The organism is Rhodanobacter panaciterrae, assembly GCF_014651895.1.
GTDB classification, from domain to species: domain Bacteria; phylum Pseudomonadota; class Gammaproteobacteria; order Xanthomonadales; family Rhodanobacteraceae; genus Rhodanobacter; species Rhodanobacter panaciterrae.
On the sequence record NZ_BMXT01000005.1, the window covers coordinates 1 to 17828 of the forward strand.

20 protein-coding genes are annotated in these 17828 nt (G+C 65.1%); 9 read left to right on the forward strand and 11 right to left on the reverse strand.

Annotated elements, in window-relative coordinates; translation table 11 throughout:
- Positions 1-215 (forward strand): response regulator (locus IE071_RS14905; protein WP_189442343.1); only part of this gene is annotated, 215 nt, incomplete at its 5' end.
- A 1-nt stretch (position 216) separates the two neighbouring features.
- On the opposite strand, the gene IE071_RS14910 is transcribed toward IE071_RS14905, so the two are convergent.
- Both IE071_RS14910 and IE071_RS14915 read right to left on the reverse strand, forming a co-directional pair.
- Positions 217-639 carry a DNA polymerase III subunit chi gene (locus IE071_RS14910; RefSeq protein ID WP_189442345.1) on the reverse strand — a complete coding sequence of 141 codons (423 nt, stop codon included), beginning with the start codon at positions 637-639 and terminating at the stop codon, positions 217-219.
- 23 nt (positions 640-662) lie between these two features.
- Positions 663-2150: a leucyl aminopeptidase gene (locus IE071_RS14915; RefSeq protein WP_189442348.1), complete on the reverse strand. Its 1488-nt coding sequence runs from the start codon at positions 2148-2150 to the stop codon at positions 663-665.
- A gap of 99 nt (positions 2151-2249) precedes the next feature.
- Between IE071_RS14915 and lptF the strand changes: the two genes are divergently transcribed.
- Complete coding sequence (gene lptF / locus IE071_RS14920; RefSeq protein ID WP_189442350.1) at positions 2250-3368, forward strand: LPS export ABC transporter permease LptF; 1119 nt, start codon at positions 2250-2252, stop codon at positions 3366-3368.
- The gene (gene lptG / locus IE071_RS14925; RefSeq protein WP_189442352.1) at positions 3365-4480 is read left to right on the forward strand and encodes an LPS export ABC transporter permease LptG; all 1116 of its coding nucleotides are present in this window, start codon (positions 3365-3367) and stop codon (positions 4478-4480) included. Before lptF ends, lptG begins: the two co-directional genes overlap by 4 nt.
- A 43-nt stretch (positions 4481-4523) precedes the next feature.
- Here lptG and IE071_RS14930 read toward each other — a convergent pair whose 3' ends face one another.
- Positions 4524-6314 carry a glucan ABC transporter ATP-binding protein/ permease gene (locus tag IE071_RS14930; RefSeq protein ID WP_189442354.1) on the reverse strand — a complete coding sequence of 597 codons (1791 nt, stop codon included), beginning with the start codon at positions 6312-6314 and terminating at the stop codon, positions 4524-4526.
- Positions 6315-6481: 167 nt separating this feature from the next.
- Here IE071_RS14930 and ltaE point away from each other — a divergent pair, with 167 nt between their 5' ends.
- Entirely contained in the window at positions 6482-7501 is a 1020-nt protein-coding gene (gene ltaE / locus IE071_RS14935) for a low-specificity L-threonine aldolase (protein ID WP_189442356.1), read from the forward strand.
- Positions 7502-7509: 8 nt separating this feature from the next.
- On the opposite strand, the gene IE071_RS14940 is transcribed toward ltaE, so the two are convergent.
- Both IE071_RS14940 and dnaG read right to left on the reverse strand, forming a co-directional pair.
- A complete protein-coding gene (locus IE071_RS14940) occupies positions 7510-8130 on the reverse strand; it encodes a DedA family protein (protein ID WP_189442358.1) in 621 nt (206 codons plus the stop codon).
- 80 nt (positions 8131-8210) lie between these two features.
- Positions 8211-9938 carry a DNA primase gene (dnaG, locus tag IE071_RS14945; RefSeq protein WP_189442359.1) on the reverse strand — a complete coding sequence of 576 codons (1728 nt, stop codon included), beginning with the start codon at positions 9936-9938 and terminating at the stop codon, positions 8211-8213.
- A 67-nt stretch (positions 9939-10005) separates the two neighbouring features.
- Between dnaG and IE071_RS15890 the strand changes: the two genes are divergently transcribed.
- On the forward strand, positions 10006-10404 hold the full coding sequence (locus IE071_RS15890) for a hypothetical protein (protein WP_229792933.1): 399 nt from the start codon (positions 10006-10008) through the stop codon (positions 10402-10404).
- Positions 10337-11746 carry a S41 family peptidase gene (locus tag IE071_RS14950; RefSeq protein ID WP_229792934.1) on the forward strand — a complete coding sequence of 470 codons (1410 nt, stop codon included), beginning with the start codon at positions 10337-10339 and terminating at the stop codon, positions 11744-11746. The genes IE071_RS15890 and IE071_RS14950 overlap by 68 nt, the downstream gene beginning before the upstream one ends.
- Before the next feature lie 44 nt (positions 11747-11790).
- On the opposite strand, the gene IE071_RS14955 is transcribed toward IE071_RS14950, so the two are convergent.
- Complete coding sequence (locus tag IE071_RS14955) at positions 11791-11961, reverse strand: DUF1328 domain-containing protein (protein WP_189442362.1); 171 nt, start codon at positions 11959-11961, stop codon at positions 11791-11793.
- A gap of 166 nt (positions 11962-12127) precedes the next feature.
- Here IE071_RS14955 and IE071_RS14960 point away from each other — a divergent pair, with 166 nt between their 5' ends.
- Entirely contained in the window at positions 12128-12430 is a 303-nt protein-coding gene (locus tag IE071_RS14960) for a hypothetical protein (protein ID WP_189442365.1), read from the forward strand.
- A gap of 4 nt (positions 12431-12434) precedes the next feature.
- Here IE071_RS14960 and IE071_RS14965 read toward each other — a convergent pair whose 3' ends face one another.
- Both IE071_RS14965 and rpsU read right to left on the reverse strand, forming a co-directional pair.
- Entirely contained in the window at positions 12435-12881 is a 447-nt protein-coding gene (locus IE071_RS14965) for a GatB/YqeY domain-containing protein (RefSeq protein ID WP_189442367.1), read from the reverse strand.
- Between the two features lie 193 nt (positions 12882-13074).
- Complete coding sequence (gene rpsU / locus IE071_RS14970; RefSeq protein ID WP_007081639.1) at positions 13075-13290, reverse strand: 30S ribosomal protein S21; 216 nt, start codon at positions 13288-13290, stop codon at positions 13075-13077.
- A gap of 68 nt (positions 13291-13358) precedes the next feature.
- Here rpsU and tsaD point away from each other — a divergent pair, with 68 nt between their 5' ends.
- Complete coding sequence (gene tsaD / locus IE071_RS14975; RefSeq protein ID WP_229792935.1) at positions 13359-14420, forward strand: tRNA (adenosine(37)-N6)-threonylcarbamoyltransferase complex transferase subunit TsaD; 1062 nt, start codon at positions 13359-13361, stop codon at positions 14418-14420.
- Between the two features lie 16 nt (positions 14421-14436).
- Here the strand turns inward: tsaD and IE071_RS14980 are convergent, their stop codons facing one another.
- Genes IE071_RS14980 through IE071_RS14990 form a run of 3 tightly spaced genes read right to left on the reverse strand, consistent with a single transcriptional unit; the run spans position 14437 to position 16880 of the window.
- The gene (locus IE071_RS14980; protein WP_189442368.1) at positions 14437-15156 is read right to left on the reverse strand and encodes a pseudouridine synthase; all 720 of its coding nucleotides are present in this window, start codon (positions 15154-15156) and stop codon (positions 14437-14439) included.
- 3 nt (positions 15157-15159) lie between these two features.
- The gene (locus IE071_RS14985; protein ID WP_077519077.1) at positions 15160-15939 is read right to left on the reverse strand and encodes an ABC transporter permease; all 780 of its coding nucleotides are present in this window, start codon (positions 15937-15939) and stop codon (positions 15160-15162) included.
- Positions 15936-16880: an ABC transporter ATP-binding protein gene (locus IE071_RS14990; RefSeq protein ID WP_189442370.1), complete on the reverse strand. Its 945-nt coding sequence runs from the start codon at positions 16878-16880 to the stop codon at positions 15936-15938. Before IE071_RS14990 ends, IE071_RS14985 begins: the two co-directional genes overlap by 4 nt.
- Positions 16881-17061: 181 nt before the next feature.
- Between IE071_RS14990 and IE071_RS14995 the strand changes: the two genes are divergently transcribed.
- Entirely contained in the window at positions 17062-17808 is a 747-nt protein-coding gene (locus IE071_RS14995; RefSeq protein ID WP_189442372.1) for an FAD-binding oxidoreductase, read from the forward strand.
- Positions 17809-17828 lie beyond the last annotated feature (20 nt).

A 17828-nucleotide genomic window follows, 5' to 3' on the forward strand; every position in this document is an offset into this window, starting at 1 on the left:
TCCAGATCGCGCGGTTGATCCGTCAGCGCGAACAGGCTGGGCCGCACTTGCCGATCATCGCGGTGACCGCGCGTACCGGTAGCGAGGATGAGCTGCATGCGCGTGCAGTAGGGATGGACGGTTTCCTGCGCAAGCCGCTCAGCGGCGGACAGCTGGCTGCTGCGCTGGCACGACTGCCGGCGGCGACCTCACCGCCGGCAGTCGATCTCGCCTGAGTTACATGTCGTTCTTGTGCAGCTCGAAACCGAGCCGCTGATACTCGCGCCAGCGCGTGCGTGAGCCGTCGCGTTCGGCCGGGTCGGCCGCCACCACTTCCAGCACGCGCTGGTAATGACCACCGGGACAGGTCTCGCGCAAGTTGATCAGCAGCGGACGATCGGCCGTGTCGATGCCCGGCGGCACGATCAGCACGGCAGTCGCCGCGTCATCGTCGTCGCCGGCCAGTTGGTGCGGAATCATCACGTCTTCGTCGAAGGCCCACAGCAGCTCGTCGACCGCTTCGGCCTGCGCGTAATCGCGGGTCAGGATCAAGGTCGGCTGCTGCGCCGCGAACGCCTTCTTGGTCAGCTCGCAGACCAGCAGTAGCGGCTGTTCGCGGAAACGCGGCTTGTCGATCAGATAGAAGTCGGCGCGTGGCATGGCAGGTCGGCTCCGTGGTGCGCTCAGCCGGCGCGATCCAGCAGCCACTGCGCCAGCAGCGCGACCGGCCGGCCGGTCGCCAGGCCCTTGCGGCCTTCGTCCCAGGCGGTGCCGGCGATGTCCAGATGCGCCCAGCGCTGGCCGTCGGTGAAGCGCGACAGGAAGCAGGCGGCGGTGATCGCGCCGGCGCTCTTGCCGCCGATGTTGGCGACGTCGGCAAAGCCGGAGTCGAGCTGGGTCTGGTAGTCGTCCCACAGCGGCAGGCGCCAGGCGCGGTCGAGGGTTTCCTCACCGGCGGCGAGCAGCTCGGCGGCGAGGTCGTCGTGCTTGCTCATCAGGCCAGTGGCATGCTTGCCCAGCGCGATCACGCAGGCGCCGGTGAGCGTGGCAGCGTCGATCAGCGCCTGCGGCTGGAATTTCTGCGCGGTCCAGGTCAGCGCGTCGCACAGGATCAGCCGGCCTTCGGCGTCGGTGTTGAGTACTTCGATGGTGAGGCCGGACAAGCTGGTCAGCACATCGCTGGGGCGGTAGCTGTCGCCGTCGGGCATGTTCTCCACGCTCGGCACCACGCAGACCAGATTGAGCTTGAGGCCCATCTTCACCGCGGCGACAAACGCGCCGAGCACGCCGGCCGCGCCGCCCATGTCGAACTTCATCTCTTCCATGCCGGCGCCGGGTTTCAGGCTGATGCCGCCGGAGTCGAAGGTGACGCCCTTGCCGACGAACGCATACGGCTTGTCGCCATCGTTGCCGCCCTTGTACTCGAGTGCGATCAGCCGCGGCTTGTTGACCGAGCCGCGGCTTACCGCCAGCAGCGAGCCGAAGCCGAGCTTCTCCATCTCGACCTCATCGAGCACTGTGCAGCTGACCTTGTCCTGGGTGTCGGCGAAGGTCTGCGCCTGCGTCGCGATATAGGCCGGGTTGCAGATGTTCGGCGGCAGGTTGGCCAGCTCGCGGGCGAAGCGCACGCCCTCGGCGATGGCTAGAGCCTGGTCGAGGCCCGCCTGCGCGTCGGCTGCGGCGGCGAACGTGAGCGTGGCCAGTTCCGGCTGCTTGCTCTTGTCGCGCGGTTTGAACGTGGCGGTGTAGCGATAGGCCGCATAGTCGCTGGCCAGCGCGGCGATGCGCACACGCCAGGCGCTGTCGCGGCCCGGCACGTCCACTTCGGTCAGATACGACACCGCGTCGGCGACCGGCAGGCGGCCGAGTGCACGGGCCGCTTCGATGTTCACTTTCTGGAAGCGCGCGGCATCGAACGACTTCTGCGTGCCCAAGCCCACCACCAGTACGCGCCTGGCGGTGACTCCGGCCGGCGCAAACAGCAGCGTGCTGCTGCCGGCCTTGCCGCTGATGTCGCCGCTTTCCACCTGGCGCTTGATCAGTCCGCCGGCCACGCTGTCCAGCTGCGCCGCAGCGCTGGTCAGCACACCGTGTTCGTACACGCCGACCAGCACGCAGGCGGTGTCGACGGTTTCGGGGGCGGCGGTGCCGAGGCTGAACTGGAGTGTCATCGGGGTAGTTCCTGCATGGGCCCGGCAGCGGCCGGACAGGCTAGACTTGCGGTTTGCCGGCCCGATCGGGCGCGGCGAGTAAGCGGACAAGTTTATCGCATGCTGAGCATCCTCGACCGCTATTTCCTGCGCGAACTGGCGCAGACCGTGGCCGCCACCGTGGTGGTGTTGCTGGTGATTGTCGCTGGCAGTGCGTTTGCCAAGGTGCTGCAGCAGGTCGCCAACGGCAGTTTCCCGGCCAGCGTGATGTTCCAGGTGCTGGGTCTGCGCACGTTGGACGGATTGACCAACATGATGCCGCTGGCCAGCTTCATCGGTGTGCTGATGGGCCTGGGCCGGATGTACCGCGAGAGCGAGATGCACGTGCTTGCCTCCTCCGGCATGGGGCCGCGTGGTCTGTTGCGACCGGTGCTGCTCCTCGGCGTGGTGCTGGTGGTGATCACCTCGGTGGTGTCGTTATGGCTGGGGCCATGGGCCGTGCGCACCAGCGACGCGATGGTGGCTGCGGCGAACCGTTCGGTGATCGCAGCCGGCCTGGATGCGGGTCGCTTCACCAACCTGCCGGGCAAGGGCGGCATCATTTTCGTCGACAGCCTGAGTCGCGACGGCAGCAAGCTGGGCCGCACGTTTGTCGCGACCCAGAGTGATCCCAGGAAAGGGCCGCCGCATCTGAAAGTCGTCTACGCGGCCAACGGCGAACTGTATCAGGAGAGCGACGGCAATGGCCGTTTCATCGCGTTCAAGGACGGCTGGCAATACGAGATCCCGCTGGGCGCCGACAACTGGCGGCAGATGCGCTACGAGCGCAACGACACTTCGCTTTCCAGCGTGCAGGCCAGCGACGACGACGAAGACCCGGCCCACTCGAAGGGCAGCTGGACGCTGGCCCAGTCGAGCGATCCGGATGATCGGGCCGAGTTCGCCTGGCGCGCGAATGCGCCGCCGCTGACCTTGGTGCTGCTGTTGCTGGCATTGCCGCTGTCGCGGCAGGACCCGCGTGAATCGCGTTACGGCCGGCTGTTGCTGGCGCTGGTGAGTTTCTTCCTCTACAACACGCTGCTGGCGCTCGGCCGCGCGCAGATCGGCAAGGGCCATTGGCACAGTGAGGCGCCGTTGTGGGCGCTGCATGCGGTGGTGCTGGCGCTGGCCGGCTGGATGCTGTGGAAACAGTATTCGCCGCGCAAGCTGCGCCAACCGCAAGCGGGTATGCCGGCATGAGTCTGTCCCTCAACGGCATATTCAACGTCAAACGGGTCGACCGGCTGGTGGCGATGAGCGTGCTCGGTTCGCTGCTGATGGTGTGGCTGGTGCTGACCGGCTTCGATGCAGTGACCCAGTTCCTGCGCCAGCTCGTCCATGTCGGCAAAAACGGCTACACGCTGAGCAACGCGGTCGTCTATGTGCTGGTGACGTTTCCGCGCCGCGCTTACGAAATGTTCGGCAATGCCGCGCTGATCGGTGGTCTGCTCGGCCTCGGCGGCCTCGCCGGCACCGGCGAACTCACCGCGCTGCGTGCAGCCGGTATGTCGCGGCTGCGCATCGCGGGATCGGCGGTCGGCGTGGTGGCGGTGCTGATCGTCGGTGTGGTGATCCTCGGCGAAACAGCGGCGCCATGGGGCGATCAACAGGCGCAGACGATGCAGCTGCGGATGAAATCCGCCGACCTCGGCATGGGTACCAACAGCGGCCTGTGGGCGCGCGATGGCAACAGCTTCATCAACGCCCGTGGCACCTCGCTGAAACGACATGATGGCGTGGGCACGGTGCAGTTGAGCGACGTGCGCGTGTTTACCTTCACCGCCGATGGTCAGCTCAGCCGTTTCGAATGGGCGAAGACGGCCGAACACGACGGCCATGAATGGATCTTGCGGGACGTGCGCAGCACCACGCTCGATGCGCAGGGCACGCATACCACCCTGATCGCCAGCCAGCCGTGGCAGTCCAGCCTCAATCCGCAGGTGCTGGCGCAGTCGGTGATCCAGCCGCAATACCTGTCCATGCGCGACCTGCGCCGCAACATGAACTACCTGGAAAGCAACGGCGAGAGCCCGGGCAGTTACGCGGTGGCGTTCTGGGGCCGTGCGCTGTATCCGCTGAATGTGCTGGTGCTGGTGTTGTGCGCGATGCCGTTCGCGTTCGGTGCGCTGCGCTCCGGTGGCCTGGGCAAGCGCATGTTCATCGGCATGTTGCTGGCGATCGGCTGGTACTTCCTGCAACAGGCGATGGTGAATTTCGGTACGGTCTACGGCATGCCTCCGCTGCTGGCCAATCTGTTGCCGGCCTTGATCCTGGCGTTGGCGGCGTGGCTGTATTTCCGCCGGAGCGCCTGAGTGGTCGAGGGTGGTTGATGGCCGTCAGTGCGCCGCGGACGGTTCAATCCAGCATCGCCAGTGATTCGGCGGTTTCCACGCCGGGGTCGGCGGGCACCTGCGCATCCGGCGTGAACTTGCCGCCCTCGGCCAGTTGCGCGAATAGGCCACCCTGGCGGATCAGCTCGTCGAAGCGGCCCTGTTCCACCAGTCGGCCCTGATCCAGCACCAGGATCAGGTCGGCATTGCGCACGGTGGAGAGCCGGTGCGCGATCACGAAGGTAGTGCGGTTCCTAGTCAGTGCATCGAGCGCGCGCTGGATGCGTGCTTCGGTGGCGTTGTCCAGTGCGCTGGTGGCCTCGTCGAGCACCAGGATCGGCGCGTCCTTCAGCATCGCGCGGGCGATCGCCAGCCGCTGGCGCTCGCCGCCGGACAGCGAGCGGCCGCGCTCGGCGACCAGGGTCTCCAGACCTTCCGGCTTGTTCGCGATGAAGGTGGCTGCCTCGGCGGCGGCGACTGCTTTCTCGATCTCGGCAAGGTCGGCATCCGGCTTGCCCACGCGCAGATTGTCGAGGATCGAGCGGTAGAACATGCCCGGATCCTGGAACACCACGCCGATGTTTCGGCGCAGCGAATCGAGCGTGACCGCGCGGATGTCGTGGCCGTCGATGGTGATCCGGCCGCCGGACGGATCGTAGGCGCGATAGAGCAGGCTGAGCGCGGTGGTCTTGCCGGCGCCGGTCGGACCGACCAGCGCGATCGTGCTGCCGGGAGCGGCGCGAAAGCTCAGCTCATGCAACGCCGGTTGCACCGGGTCATAGCCAAAGCTGACCTGGTCGAACACCACCTCGCCACGCACGCGAGGCAGCTCGATGGCATCGGTCGGTTCGACGATCGCGGGGCGCTGGTCGAGCACGGCGAAGTAGTCGTGCAGCGACTGGGTCTGGAAGAACAGGCCGGAGATGAAGCTGGCGAACTGTTCGAGCCGGCCAATCAGCATCATCGAGAAGCCCACGAAGCTGACGATGCCGCCTACCGTCACTTCGCCGCGCGCATGAAGGGTGGTGCCGAGCGCGAAGATCGCCACGATAGTCAGCGTGCTGGCCGCGCGATTCAGTACCGACAGGATCGCCCAGCCGCGCAGCACCGGATACTGCGCCGCCAGCACGCGCGTCATCATCTCCTTCAGCGCGGCGGCCTCGGCACTGAGCCGGGTAAAACTCTGCACCACGGTGACATTGCCGAATACATCGCCGGCGCGGGTGGCGATCTCGTGGTGCAACTCCTCCACTTCGCCTTGCGCCTTGTGCGTGCGCTGCACTGCGATCGCATTGGAGACGGCGAAGCTGATCATCAGCGCGATCATCAGCAGTGCCAGCTTCCAGTTCATCGCCAAGGCGATCGGGATCATCACGAAGATCGACAGCAGGGTGGCGAGATGCTCGCGGAAGAAGCTCAGCCACAGATTGAACAGGTTGCTGACGCCGTTGTTCATGATCCGCGCGAGCCGGCCAGTGTGGTGCTCGCCGTGGAATGCCAGCGGCAACGCCGCCGCATGTTCGAAGAACGCGGCGATCGCGGCCAGCCGGCGCCGATGCGCGAGGCGATCGGCATGCAGCGACACCCACACGCTGGCGAGCACACCGCCGAACCCGGCCAGCGCCCACCATGCGATCAGCCTTGGCGCGTGACTCGGGCCCGGTGCCGCCAACGCGTCGACCACGCGACCGAACAGCAGCGGTTCGAGGAAATACACGCCGGCCAGCGCGAGATTCGCCAGCGCCAGCGTGATCGCCAGCTTCCGTTCGGGCGCGAGCAACCCGAGTACGCGCAGATAAAGACGCAGGATCGACACGACGATAAAACCCCTTGGATGCGTGACTGCACACTGCGAATTTCGCCATGCTACTACTGCAGGCCAGCTGAATCGGTCAGTGGACGGGAGCTGGCAGCACCGATGGGTTGCTCGTTGTCACGCGACCGATCAAGCTGCTGGGGTTTCCTGATCGAGAGGACTTTGCCGTGGATGTAATCGACCTGCGCAGCGACACCGTGACCCGGCCCACGACCGCGATGCGCGCGGCGATGCTGGCGGCGGAGGTGGGCGACGACGTCTACGGCGAGGATCCCACCGTCAATGCGCTGCAGCAGCGGCTGGCCGACGAGCTCGGTTTCGACGCCGGGCTGTTCGTGCCCAGCGGCACGCAGTCCAACCTGCTGGCGCTGCTGGCGCATTGCGAACGCGGCGACGAATACCTGGTCGGCATGGACGCGCATACCTACAAGTTCGAGGGTGGTGGTGCGGCGGTACTCGGCTCGATCCAGCCGCAGCCGATCGTGCACGCGGCCGACGGCACGTTGCCGCTGAAGAGCATCGAGGCGGCGATCAAGCCGGTCGATCCGCACTTCGCGCGCACCCGCCTGCTGGCGCTGGAAAATACCTGGCACGGTCGTACGTTGCCGCTGGATTACCTCACCGCCGCGCACGACGTGGCGCGTTCGCACGGCCTCGGCCTGCACCTGGACGGTGCGCGGTTGTACAACGCCGCAGTCGCCTGCGAGGTGCCGGCGCGCGAAATCGCACGGCATTTCGACACCGTGTCGATCTGCCTGTCGAAGGGGCTTGGTGCGCCGGTGGGCTCGGTGCTGGTCGGTTCGCACGCGCTGATCGACAAGGCGCGCCGCTGGCGCAAGGTCACCGGCGGCGGCTGGCGGCAAGCCGGCATCCTCGCGGCGGCCGGTCTGTACGCATTGGATCACCACGTGGCGCGACTGGCCGACGATCACAACCGGGCGGCGTACCTGGCCGGTCGCTTGCGCGAGATCGCCGGTATCGACCTGCTCGGCCAGTACACCAACATGGTTTTCATCGACGTGCCGGCCGAACGCCTGCGCGATCTGGACGTCCATCTGCGCGAGGCCGGCATCCGCATCAGCATCGGTTACCTGCCCACGTTGCGACTGGTGACGCATCTGGATATCAGCGATGCCGACATCGAGCGCACGGTCGAGGCGTTTGCGGCATTTTTCAGCCGTCGTTGAACGGCGACTCAATCCTGCCCGCAGCGCGTCCGGCGACGGTGCCGCCACCACAGCACCAGCATGGTCAGCACCAGGATGCCGACGAGTGCCCACAGGCTGCCCTGGCCGCGCCGGATCCACTTCACCAGCCACTCGTGGTTGTCCGCGCCGAAGTAGCCCAGGTAGACCCAGAACGGCACGCTGATCAGCGCAGCGACGCTGTCGAGCAGCAGGAAGCGCAGGAATGACACTCGATGGGTCATGCCGGCGGTGAGGTAGACCGTGGTGCGCATGCCGGGCAGGAAGCGTGCGATGAACAGCATGCGATTGCCGTAGTGCTCGAATTTTTGCTGCACCTTGGCATAGCGCGAAGGCGTCAGCACGCGTGCCACGAAGCGCCACTGCAGGATGCGCGCACCGTAATGATGACCAAGCAGGAAAATCGCGGAGTCGCCCAACAGCACGCCGAACATCGCCAGCGCGAACATCGCGTGCACGTTCGCAAAACCGAGCCCGGCGATCACGCCGCCGGCAACCAGGGTGATGTCCTCCGGCAACGGCAGGCCGGCGCCGCAGATCATCAACGCGATGAACACCGCGACGTAGCCGTTCTCGGCGAAGATCGTGATCAGGTGTTGCAGCAGGTCCATCTATGTCCATGCCTCATGTACGGAGTTCCCTGTACCGGCCGAAACGCGCAACGACCGACGACTTGCCGTGGTGGCGCAAGTCATGACTTGGTGCTCATCTGTTCGCGAAGTGGCAGCAGTGTGCGTAACTCCGCTTTCTCGTCATCGCTGAGCTTATCGCGCCGGGCGCTGAGGAAGTTGCGACGCTGGATCAGCGATTGGTGTTCCATACGATCGAGCGCCGAGAGGAACTCCATGCTCTGGGTTTCCAGTTCACCGACCGATAACGCCGCCATCAGCTTCTGCAGTGAGGGATATTCCGGCCGCTCGGCGAAGTGTTCCACCAGCATCGCGGAATTGATGCCGGGCCGCGATCGTGCGATGTCGAGCAATTCGGCCAGCAGCTCCACGCCAGGCTTGTCCAGGCGCAGGAAGCGATACGGTTTTTCCACCTGATCGGCCAACCCCGGCTGCGCCAGCAACAGCGAGATCGCGCTGCGCACCAGACTGCGCTGTACTGCCACGGGCCGTTGCCCGGCGGGCTGCGCGACGGGATCGGCCTGCAGCATGGCGCGGGCGCCACTGCGCTTCTCCAGCTCCTGCGCCATCAGGTCGCGGAACGCACCATCAGGCAATTTCGCGATCAACGGGCGGGCACGTTCGGCCAGTCGCGCGCGACCGTCGAGACTACCCATTTCCACGTCGTGCGATAGCTCGTTGAAGAAATAATCCGACAGCGGCATCGCTTGCTTGATGCGCTGCTCGAAGCCGTCCTTGCCTTCCTTGCGCACCAGTGAATCCGGATCTTCGCCATCGGGCAGGAACAGGAAATACGCCTGGCGCCCGTCACGCAATCGCGGCAGCGCTGACTCCAGCGCCTTCCACGCGGCGGCGCGGCCGGCACGGTCACCATCGAAACAGAACACCACGTCCGGCGCGGCGCGGAACAGCACCTCGGTGTGCTCCGGCGTGGTTGCCGTGCCCAGCGTGGCCACCGCGATCGGCAGACCGGCCTGATGCAGCGCGATCACGTCCATGTAGCCCTCGACCACCACGATCCGCTGCAGGTTCGCGTTGGCCTGCTTGACCTGCCACAGCGCGAACAGCTCGCGGCCCTTGTGGAACAGCGGCGTCTCGGGGGAGTTGAGGTATTTGGGAGACTGCTCCGAAGATAGAACGCGGCCGCCGAACGCAATCACTCGGCCGCGGCGGTCGAGGATCGGGAACATCAGCCGCTCGCGGAAACGATCGTACTTGCTGCCGCGCTCGCTGCTGGCGACCATGCCGGCCTCGTTCAACAGCTCCATCCGCCGCGGGCTGTTGCCCAGCGACTTGATCACGCCGTCGTAGCCGGCCGGCGCCCAGCCGAGGCGGAAGCGCTGGATCGTTTCCGCGTCCAGTCCCCGTTTTTTGCAGTAGGCCTGTGCGTCGGCGTTGCGCGGCAATTCGGCTTCGTACCAGCTGGCGGCGGCATCCAGCAGCGCGTAGAGGTCGGTCTTGTCCTCGCGCGGCGCGGCCTCGCGACCGCCTTCGCGCGGCACCTTCAAGCCGACCGTCTGTGCCAGTTCCTCAACCGCGTCGGGAAATTCCAGCCGGTCGTAATCCATCAGGAACTTGATCGCACTGCCATGCACGCCGCAGCCGAAGCAATGGAAGAACTGCTTGGCCGGGCTCACGTAGAACGACGGCGAGCGCTCGTTGTGGAACGGGCAGCACGCCGTCCACTCGCGCCCGGCCTTCTTCAGCGGCACGCGTCGCTCGATCACGTCGACGATGTCGACGCGGGCTAGCAGTTCATCGATGAAACTGTCGGGGATCAGGCCGCGCATGCCGAGCATTGTAGAGTGTCGCCGGGACGAATTAAGGGAGCTGCGGGATATGTGGCAGAAGCTACTGATGGCATTGCTGTTTTCAATGGCGGGGATGGCATGGGCGGGCGATCCACCGGATCGGGCCATGCAGATCTACGATCAGGTGCAGGGTCTGCGCGACAAGGCGGGCAAGCTGGCCGATCCGGAGCATCCCGATCCGAAGCAACTGCAGGAAGCGGAAGCCACCTTGCGCCAAGCCCTGGCGATTCTGAATGCGACGGAGGTGAGGCGCCTGGGGAATGGCAACGTCTACCTGGCCAGTCGTCGCAGCGACGTCAATCGGGACCTGGCCGAGGTGCTTGCGCTGGAAGGACGCAAACAGGAGGCGCTGGATGCGCTCGACGCGATGCTGGCCGATGCCTGGTACGGGGGGGGCGCTCAAGTACTACGAGAGCGAGCCCGCGCTCGCCAGCCTGCGCGATGAGCCCCGTTTCCAGGCTCTCCTGGCGACCTTGCGCGCGAACAACCGGCTATGGGCCGATACCGCGTTCGCCACGCCGGCCGGCAGCATGCCCGACGAGGCGCATCGTATCGCCGGGCTGTCGCTGTTCTGGTCGCAGGCCAAGTACAACTTCGTCTATTTCGACCATGTGCCGGGGCTGGACTGGGATCAGGTCTACCTGGATTTTCTGCCGAAGGTGATGGCTGCCAAGAGCCTGCACAATTATTACGACGTGCTGATGCGGCTGGCTCCCTTGCTGCACGACGGGCACACCAATATCTATCCGCCGGTGTCGATCCAGGACGAGTTCTACGCCAATCCGGCGTTGACCACCGGGCTGGTCGAGGGCCACGTGTTGGTGTTGGCGGTGAACAGCCCGCGTGTAGCGGTGGCCGGGGTGCATGTCGGAGACGAGATCGTCAGCATCGATGGCATGGAGGTCCGTCGTTATGCCGAAGAGCGCGTGGCGCCCTATGTGAGCAGCAGCACATCGCAGGATCGCGCTGTGCGCATGTATACCTACGGGCTGCTTCATGGCGATCATCGTCAACCGGTGACGCTGGGTTTGCGCGATGCCGCGGGACGCATGCGCACCGCGACGCTTTCGCGCGAGCAGGATCCAGACGCGCGGCCACGTTCCATGTTCCAGTGGCAGTTGCTCAAGGGCGACATTGCCTACCTCTCGCTGGACGAGTTCGCCGACGATCGTGCGGTGAAAGCCTTCGAGCAGGCATGGCCGCAGATCCGGCAGGCCCGAGGGCTGATTCTCGATGTGCGGCGCAATGGTGGTGGTTCCAGCAGGCCGGGTCAGATCATTCTCAGCTATCTGAGTCAGCAGCCGGTACCCGGTGCGCATTCGACAACCCGCATCTATTCGCCGGCAGCGCACGCCAATGGCGAGACGTGGATGAGTTGGCGCCCGTTGCCCGATACCGACGAACCCTTCGAGCAGAAGCACGCAGAGCATTTCAATGGCCCGGTTGCGATGTTGATTGGCCCACGCACGTTTTCGGCCGCCGAGGATTTCGCCATGATGTTCGACGCCATGCAGCGTGGGGTGCTGGTGGGCGAGACCACCGGTGGCAGTACCGGCAGTCCTCTGCAGTTCGATTTGCCGGGCGGCGGCAAGGCGCGCATCTGTGCCAAACGCGACGTCTACCCCGATGGCCACGAATTCGTCGGCAAGGGCATCGCGCCGGATATTGCCGTGGCGCCCACGATGGCGGACATTCACGCAGGTCGCGATCCTGTGCTGGAGCACGCTGTAGCCGTGTTGCGCAAGTCAGCGTCAGCGGCCTCGCCATCGCGTAGAAGCAAGTCGTGACCGGCACATGCTATGGCATGTGCCGACCTTGTGACTGAAAGCCGTCAGAGCAGGTGGATCACACCGATCACGGCCAGCAGCGCCAGTAGGAACAGGATCACGAAGCATGCAAACAGCACCTTGGCGATCGTGGCGCTGGCGCCAGAGACGCCGCCGAAACCGAGCCAACCGCTGACCAGCGAGATGATGGCGAAAATGATGGCCCACTTGATCATGCGATTTTCCTGCGTCGATGAGCGGCCACGCCGAAGGGGGGGGAGAGGCCCGGCGAGCCATGTGGCGCTTTTGTAACGGGCTGGATGTGAACGCAATGCATCGCCGGCTTGCCGTCAACGGCCGTGGCCGGCAAGCTGCACGGTCAGGTCGACCGGAACAGTAAGCATGGTGATCACGGCGGTGATGGTGCACAAACAGCGCGCGATCGTGCGTGCCTTCGAACAGGCTGCCGCGACCACGGCGACGACGGCATGTCGCGCAGAGCAGTTGGGGCTGAAGCCGGGCATGGCCTGGCACCAACTGGTGGGCCATGCGGTGCTGCGTTGCCCAGGCGACGGGCGCTATTTCCTGGATCTGGCGAATTGGCAGCGACTGCGCCGGCGCCGCCGACGTATGGCGCTGGCGGCAGTCATTGCCGGCTTGCTGGTGGTGCTGGCCGTAATTTTGCTGACGACACGAGCCAGCTGAAGCCTCAGCCGGCCAGCTTTGCCTTGATCTTGCCGGACACCACGGCCATGTCGGCGCGGCCGGCGGCCTTTTCCTTCACTGCAGCAACCACTTTGCCCATGTCGCGGGCCGAACTGGCACCGGTGTCGCTGATCGCGGCTGCGATCAAGGCGTCGATCTCCGCCTCGTTCAGCTTGCTTGGCAGGTAGGTTTCGATCACCACCATCTCGGCACGCTCGATCGCGGACAGATCCTCGCGATGGGCGGCATCGAACTGGCTGACCGAATCGCGCCGCTGCTTGAGCATCTTCTCCAGCGTAGCCAGCACCTGCACGTCATCCAGCTCGATTCGCTCGTCCACTTCACGCTGCTTGATCGCCGCCAGCATCAGTCGGATCACCCCCAGCCGGTGCTTTTCGCCGCCGCGCATGGCGTTTTTCATGTCTTCGGTGAGCTGCTGCTTGAGCGTCATGGCGGGAGCCTTGGGAGGTGGGGAATCCATTCTACGGAAACGACAAAGCCGGCGTTGTCTTTGCGGACAACACCGGCCAGTTCGAATCCGAGAGCTTGCGGTGGCTGCGAGAACCCGCGCCGACCGTGTTTCCTGTTATGCGCGGCGCCGGGGCGCTGCATGATCCATCGACAGGCGACGGATCGGGGGAAACTCAGTACAGACGGACTTTGCGCGAGACGTCACGCGACAGACGACGCAGGTGACGCTTCACCGCGGCAGCGCGCTTGCGCTTGCGCTCCTGGGTCGGCTTCTCATAGAACTCACGCTTGCGCGTTTCAGCCAAGACGCCGGCCTTCTCGCAGGTACGCTTGAAACGACGCAGTGCAATCTCGAACGGCTCGTTCTCGCGAACTTTTACGTTGGGCATGGAAACTCCGAGTGGTAATCTGCCCGCATGTACGGGACTGTCAAATAGGGCGAGCCGCGAATTATACCGTGGATATCACAGAATTTTCAAAGCCGGCGAACAAACCGATCCTTGGCATCGAAACCTCGTGCGATGAAACCGGGGTGGCGTTGCTGCGCTGGGAGCCGGATGCGCCGGGCCGTGGCCTGCTGGCGCACACCTTATATAGCCAGATCAAGCTGCATGCCGACTACGGTGGAGTGGTGCCTGAACTGGCCAGCCGCGACCACGTACGCAAGCTGCTGCCGCTGATCCGCGAAGCGCTGGCCGAGGCCGGCCTGACCGTGCAGGATCTAGGCGGGGTGGCCTATACCGCCGGTCCCGGCCTGGTCGGCGCCTTGCTGGTGGGGGCTTCGGCCGGACGCGCGTTGGCCTGGGCGCTGGGTGTGCCGGCGATCGGGGTGCACCACATGGAGGGCCACCTGCTGGCGCCGCTGCTGGAGGACAACCCGCCGGAGCCGCCGTTCGTGGCGCTGCTGGTGTCCGGCGGCCATTCGATGCTGGTCGAGGTCAAGGCGATAGGCCAGTACACGATCCTCGGCGATACGCTGGACGATGCCGCCGGCGAGGCGTTCGACAAGACCGCCAAGCTGATGGGTTTGCCGTATCCGGGCGGCCCGGCGCTGGCCAAACTGGCCGAGCAGGGCCGTGCCGGCGCGTTCCGCTTCTCCCGCCCGATGACCGACCGACCGGGGCTGGATTTCAGCTTCTCCGGTCTGAAAACCCAGGTGCTGCTGGCCTGGCAGAAGTCGGATCAGAGCGAACAGACCCGTGCCGATATCGCACGGGCGTTCGAGGAGGCGATCGTCGACACGCTGATCATCAAGTGCAGACGCGCCTTGCAGGCCAGCGGCACGCATCGGCTGGTGATCGCCGGTGGCGTCGGCGCGAACCGGAGATTGCGCAGCGAACTCGCCACAGCCGGCGCGAAGGACGGTTTCCAGGTGTATTTTCCGCGGTTCGACTTCTGCACCGACAACGGCGCAATGATCGCACTGGCCGGCGCGATCCGGCTGGCCAGCGGCCAGCATCAGGATGCCTCGGTGCAGGTTTATCCGCGTTGGGATTTGCAGAGTCTGCCGGCGGCGTAAGGCCACCAGGCAACACTCACCACTGTGTGCGCCCGGGCAGCAGGCCTTTCAGCTCCGCCTCGGTGAGATTGCGCCACTGCCCGACCTTCAGGTGGGCGAGTTTCACGTTGACGATGCGCACGCGGCGCAGCTGAGTCACCCGATAACCGAACGCGGCAGCCATCAGCCGGATCTGCCGGTTCAGGCCCTGGGTCAGCACGATCGAGAAGCCGAATTTGGCGATCCGGCGCACGCGGCAGGGCTGGGTCATCTGGCCGTGGATGCGCACGCCCTTGGCCATGTCGGCGAGGAATTCGTCGGTGACGGACTTGTTCACCGCAACCAGATATTCCTTCTCGTGGTGGTTCTCCGAGCGCAGGATCTCGTTGACGATGTCGCCGTTGCTGGTCAGCAGGATCAGTCCCTCGGAATCCTTGTCCAGCCTTCCGATCGGGAAGATCCGCTGCGGATGGTCGACGAAGTCCACGATATTGCCGTCGACGCCGTGATCGGTAGTGCAGGTGATGCCGACCGGTTTGTTCAGAGCGATATACACCGCCTTCTTCGCCGCCGGCGTGGCCGCGAGGATGCGCGCACGCACGATCTCGCCATCGACGCGTACCTCGTCGCCTTCGAGCGCCTTGGCACCCGTCGAGACCACCTCGCCGTTGATGGTGACGCGGCCGGCGATCAGCAGATCATCCGCCTCGCGGCGCGAGCACAGGCCGGCTTCGCTGATGTATTTGTTGACGCGCATGCGTTACGAACGCAGCCCGACGCCGCGCTTGAGCAACTGCAGCGCCACGATCGACAGCCCGACCACGAAGCCCAGCATCACCACGAACGCCACGCCCACATCCACGTCGCTGATACCCAGCACGCCGAAGCGGAACGCGTTGACCATGTACAGGATCGGATTGGCGTGCGAGATCGCCTGCCACGGCTCGCTGAGCATCTTCACCGAGTAGAACACGCCACCGAGATAGGTCAGCGGAGTCAGGATGAAGGTTGGCACCAGCGCGATGTCGTCGAACTTCTTCGCGTACACCGCATTGACGAAACCGGCCAGCGAGAAAATCGTGGCACCAAGCAGCACCGACAGGAAGGTGATGAAAGGGTGCGCCACGTGCAGCGAAGTGAAGAGCAACGCAATGCCCAGCACCATCGCACCGACCACTAGCCCACGCGCCACCGCGCCGGTGACATAGCCGAGCAGGATCACCCAGTTCGGCATCGGCGACACCAGCATCTCCTCCACCGCGCGGCTGAACTTGGCGCCGAAGAACGAGCTGGAGATGTTGGCGTAGCAGTTGTTGATCACGCTCATCATGACCAGGCCGGGCACGATGTACTGCATGTAGCTGAAGCCGCCCTGGATCGTGCCGATGCGGCTGCCGATCAGCTTGCCGAAGATCACGAAGTACAGCGTCATGGTGATCGCCGGCGGGATCAGCGTCTGCGTCCAGATCCGCACGATGCGCACGATCTCGCGGCGCACGATGGTGTTGAGGGCGACCAGGTTGGCGGCGGTATTGCTCATGCTGCCTGCTCCTTGCCGTTGCGGCCGCCTTCGACGAGCCGTACGAACAGCTCCTCCAGCCGGTTGGTCTTGTTGCGCATCGAGGTCACCATGATGCCGTGCGTGGACAGTGCCGCGAACAGCGAGTTGAGGTCATGCGAGCGGGCCATCTCGGCCTCCAGCATGTGTTCGTCGCGGCGGCGCAGAGTGACGCCGGGCAGGCTGGGAAGCTCGTCGGGCATGGCGGCGACGTCCAGCACGAAGGTCTCCACATCCAGCGTTGCCAGCAGGCGTTTCATGCTGGTGTTCTCGATGATCGTGCCGTGGTCGATGATCGCGATATTGCGGCACAGCGACTCGGCTTCTTCCAGGTAGTGCGTGGTGAGGATCACCGTGGTGCCGGCCGCGTTGATGCCGCTGACGAACTGCCACATCGAGCGGCGGATCTCGATATCCACGCCGGCGGTCGGTTCGTCGAGGATCAGCAGCTTCGGCTCGTTCATCATCGCGCGGGCGATCATCAGTCGGCGCTTCATGCCGCCGGACAAGGTGCGTGCCTGCATCTGCGCCTTGTCCCACAGGCGCAGTTCCTTCAGGTACTTCTCCGCGCGCTCGGCGGCGATCTTGCGCGGGATGCCGTAGAAACCCGCCTCGTTCACGCAGATGTCGAACGGCTTCTCGAACTGGTTGAAGTTGATCTCCTGCGGCACCAGGCCGATCAGCCGCATCGCCTCGCTGCGCTGCTTGTTCACCGACACGCCGAAGACTTGCGCATCGCCGCCGCTGGAATTCACCAGCGAGGACAGGATGCCGATCAGGGTGGATTTGCCGGCACCGTTGGGGCCGAGCAGGGCAAAGAAGTCGCCAGGCTGCACCGTCAGCGAGATGCCCTTGAGGGCCTCCACGCCGTTGCTGTAGGTCTTGCGCAGGTTGTCGACAACGAGTGCAGGTGTGGAGGTCATGGATGGCGCCGGGTGAGGGAAAGCCGAGGGAAACCAGCTGCATGGACATGCCTGGCACCGGCAAAACAGGTAGCCGAGCGTGCCTTGCAGCTTGGTCGGTGGCTCGCAGCCACCTATTATAGCGGGCTTGATGCCACCGCCCGGTTCCTGCCGGTGCACTCACTGTCCCGGAATCCGCTACATGGCCGACCACTTCCAGCTCCGCCTCGTCGACAGCCGCATGCTTGTCCCCACGGTGCGCCACCTCGTGTTCGAGCGTGCCGACGGTCAGCCTTTGGCGTTTGTGCCGGGCCAGTTCCTGCAGGTGCACTTCCATTACGAGGACGGCACCGCGACCAAGCGCAGCTACTCGGTCGCCACCGTGGGCGATGGTGTTTCACCGGTGCAGCGCATCGAGATCGCGGTGAGCTACGTCGAGGGTGGCGCGGCGACCAAGCTGCTGGGTGATCTCGAAAATGGCGGCATCATCGACGCCAGCGGCCCGTATGGCCGCTTCTGCCTGCAGGACGCCGACACCCATCCGCGCTACCTGCTGCTTGCCACCGGCACCGGTGTCACGCCGTACCGCGCGATGCTGCCGCAGATCGAAAAGCTGCTGGCGAAAGGCGGCCGCGAAGTGGTGCTGCTGTACGGCGCCCGCACCGAAGCCGAACTGCTCTACGGCGAAGAATTCGAGGCGTTCGCGCAAACCCATCCTGGCTTCATCTTCCACGGCTGCCTCAGCCGTGAAGCCCGCGCCACCCCGCGCGCCACCGACCGCAGCGGCCATGTGCAGAACGTGCTGGCCGAACTCGGCCCGCACGCCGATCGAGACATTGCCTACCTGTGCGGCAACCCGAACATGGTCGATGCGGCCTTCATCGTGCTGAAGGAGTTCGGCTTGCCGGTGCCGCAGATCCGGCGCGAGAAGTACATCTCGTCTCGCTGAGGCAACCACGGCACGCATCG

What these genes read in the sequence shown, in the direction of transcription:
- IE071_RS14910 (WP_189442345.1), bottom strand. Translation starts at nt 639, where the DNA reads ATGCCACGCGCCGACTTCTATCTGATCGACAAGCCGCGTTTCCGCGAA.
- IE071_RS14915 (WP_189442348.1), bottom strand. Translation starts at nt 2,150, where the DNA reads ATGACACTCCAGTTCAGCCTCGGCACCGCCGCCCCCGAAACCGTCGAC.
- lptF (WP_189442350.1), top strand. Translation starts at nt 2,250, where the DNA reads ATGCTGAGCATCCTCGACCGCTATTTCCTGCGCGAACTGGCGCAGACC.
- lptG (WP_189442352.1), top strand. Translation starts at nt 3,365, where the DNA reads ATGAGTCTGTCCCTCAACGGCATATTCAACGTCAAACGGGTCGACCGG.
- IE071_RS14940 (WP_189442358.1), bottom strand. Translation starts at nt 8,130, where the DNA reads ATGGACCTGCTGCAACACCTGATCACGATCTTCGCCGAGAACGGCTAC.
- dnaG (WP_189442359.1), bottom strand. Translation starts at nt 9,938, where the DNA reads ATGCGCGGCCTGATCCCCGACAGTTTCATCGATGAACTGCTAGCCCGC.
- IE071_RS15890 (WP_229792933.1), top strand. Translation starts at nt 10,006, where the DNA reads ATGGCATTGCTGTTTTCAATGGCGGGGATGGCATGGGCGGGCGATCCA.
- IE071_RS14950 (WP_229792934.1), top strand. Translation starts at nt 10,337, where the DNA reads ATGCCTGGTACGGGGGGGGCGCTCAAGTACTACGAGAGCGAGCCCGCG.
- IE071_RS14955 (WP_189442362.1), bottom strand. Translation starts at nt 11,961, where the DNA reads ATGATCAAGTGGGCCATCATTTTCGCCATCATCTCGCTGGTCAGCGGT.
- IE071_RS14960 (WP_189442365.1), top strand. Translation starts at nt 12,128, where the DNA reads ATGGTGATCACGGCGGTGATGGTGCACAAACAGCGCGCGATCGTGCGT.
- IE071_RS14965 (WP_189442367.1), bottom strand. Translation starts at nt 12,881, where the DNA reads ATGACGCTCAAGCAGCAGCTCACCGAAGACATGAAAAACGCCATGCGC.
- rpsU (WP_007081639.1), bottom strand. Translation starts at nt 13,290, where the DNA reads ATGCCCAACGTAAAAGTTCGCGAGAACGAGCCGTTCGAGATTGCACTG.
- IE071_RS14980 (WP_189442368.1), bottom strand. Translation starts at nt 15,156, where the DNA reads ATGCGCGTCAACAAATACATCAGCGAAGCCGGCCTGTGCTCGCGCCGC.
- IE071_RS14985 (WP_077519077.1), bottom strand. Translation starts at nt 15,939, where the DNA reads ATGAGCAATACCGCCGCCAACCTGGTCGCCCTCAACACCATCGTGCGC.
- IE071_RS14990 (WP_189442370.1), bottom strand. Translation starts at nt 16,880, where the DNA reads ATGACCTCCACACCTGCACTCGTTGTCGACAACCTGCGCAAGACCTAC.
- IE071_RS14995 (WP_189442372.1), top strand. Translation starts at nt 17,062, where the DNA reads ATGGCCGACCACTTCCAGCTCCGCCTCGTCGACAGCCGCATGCTTGTC.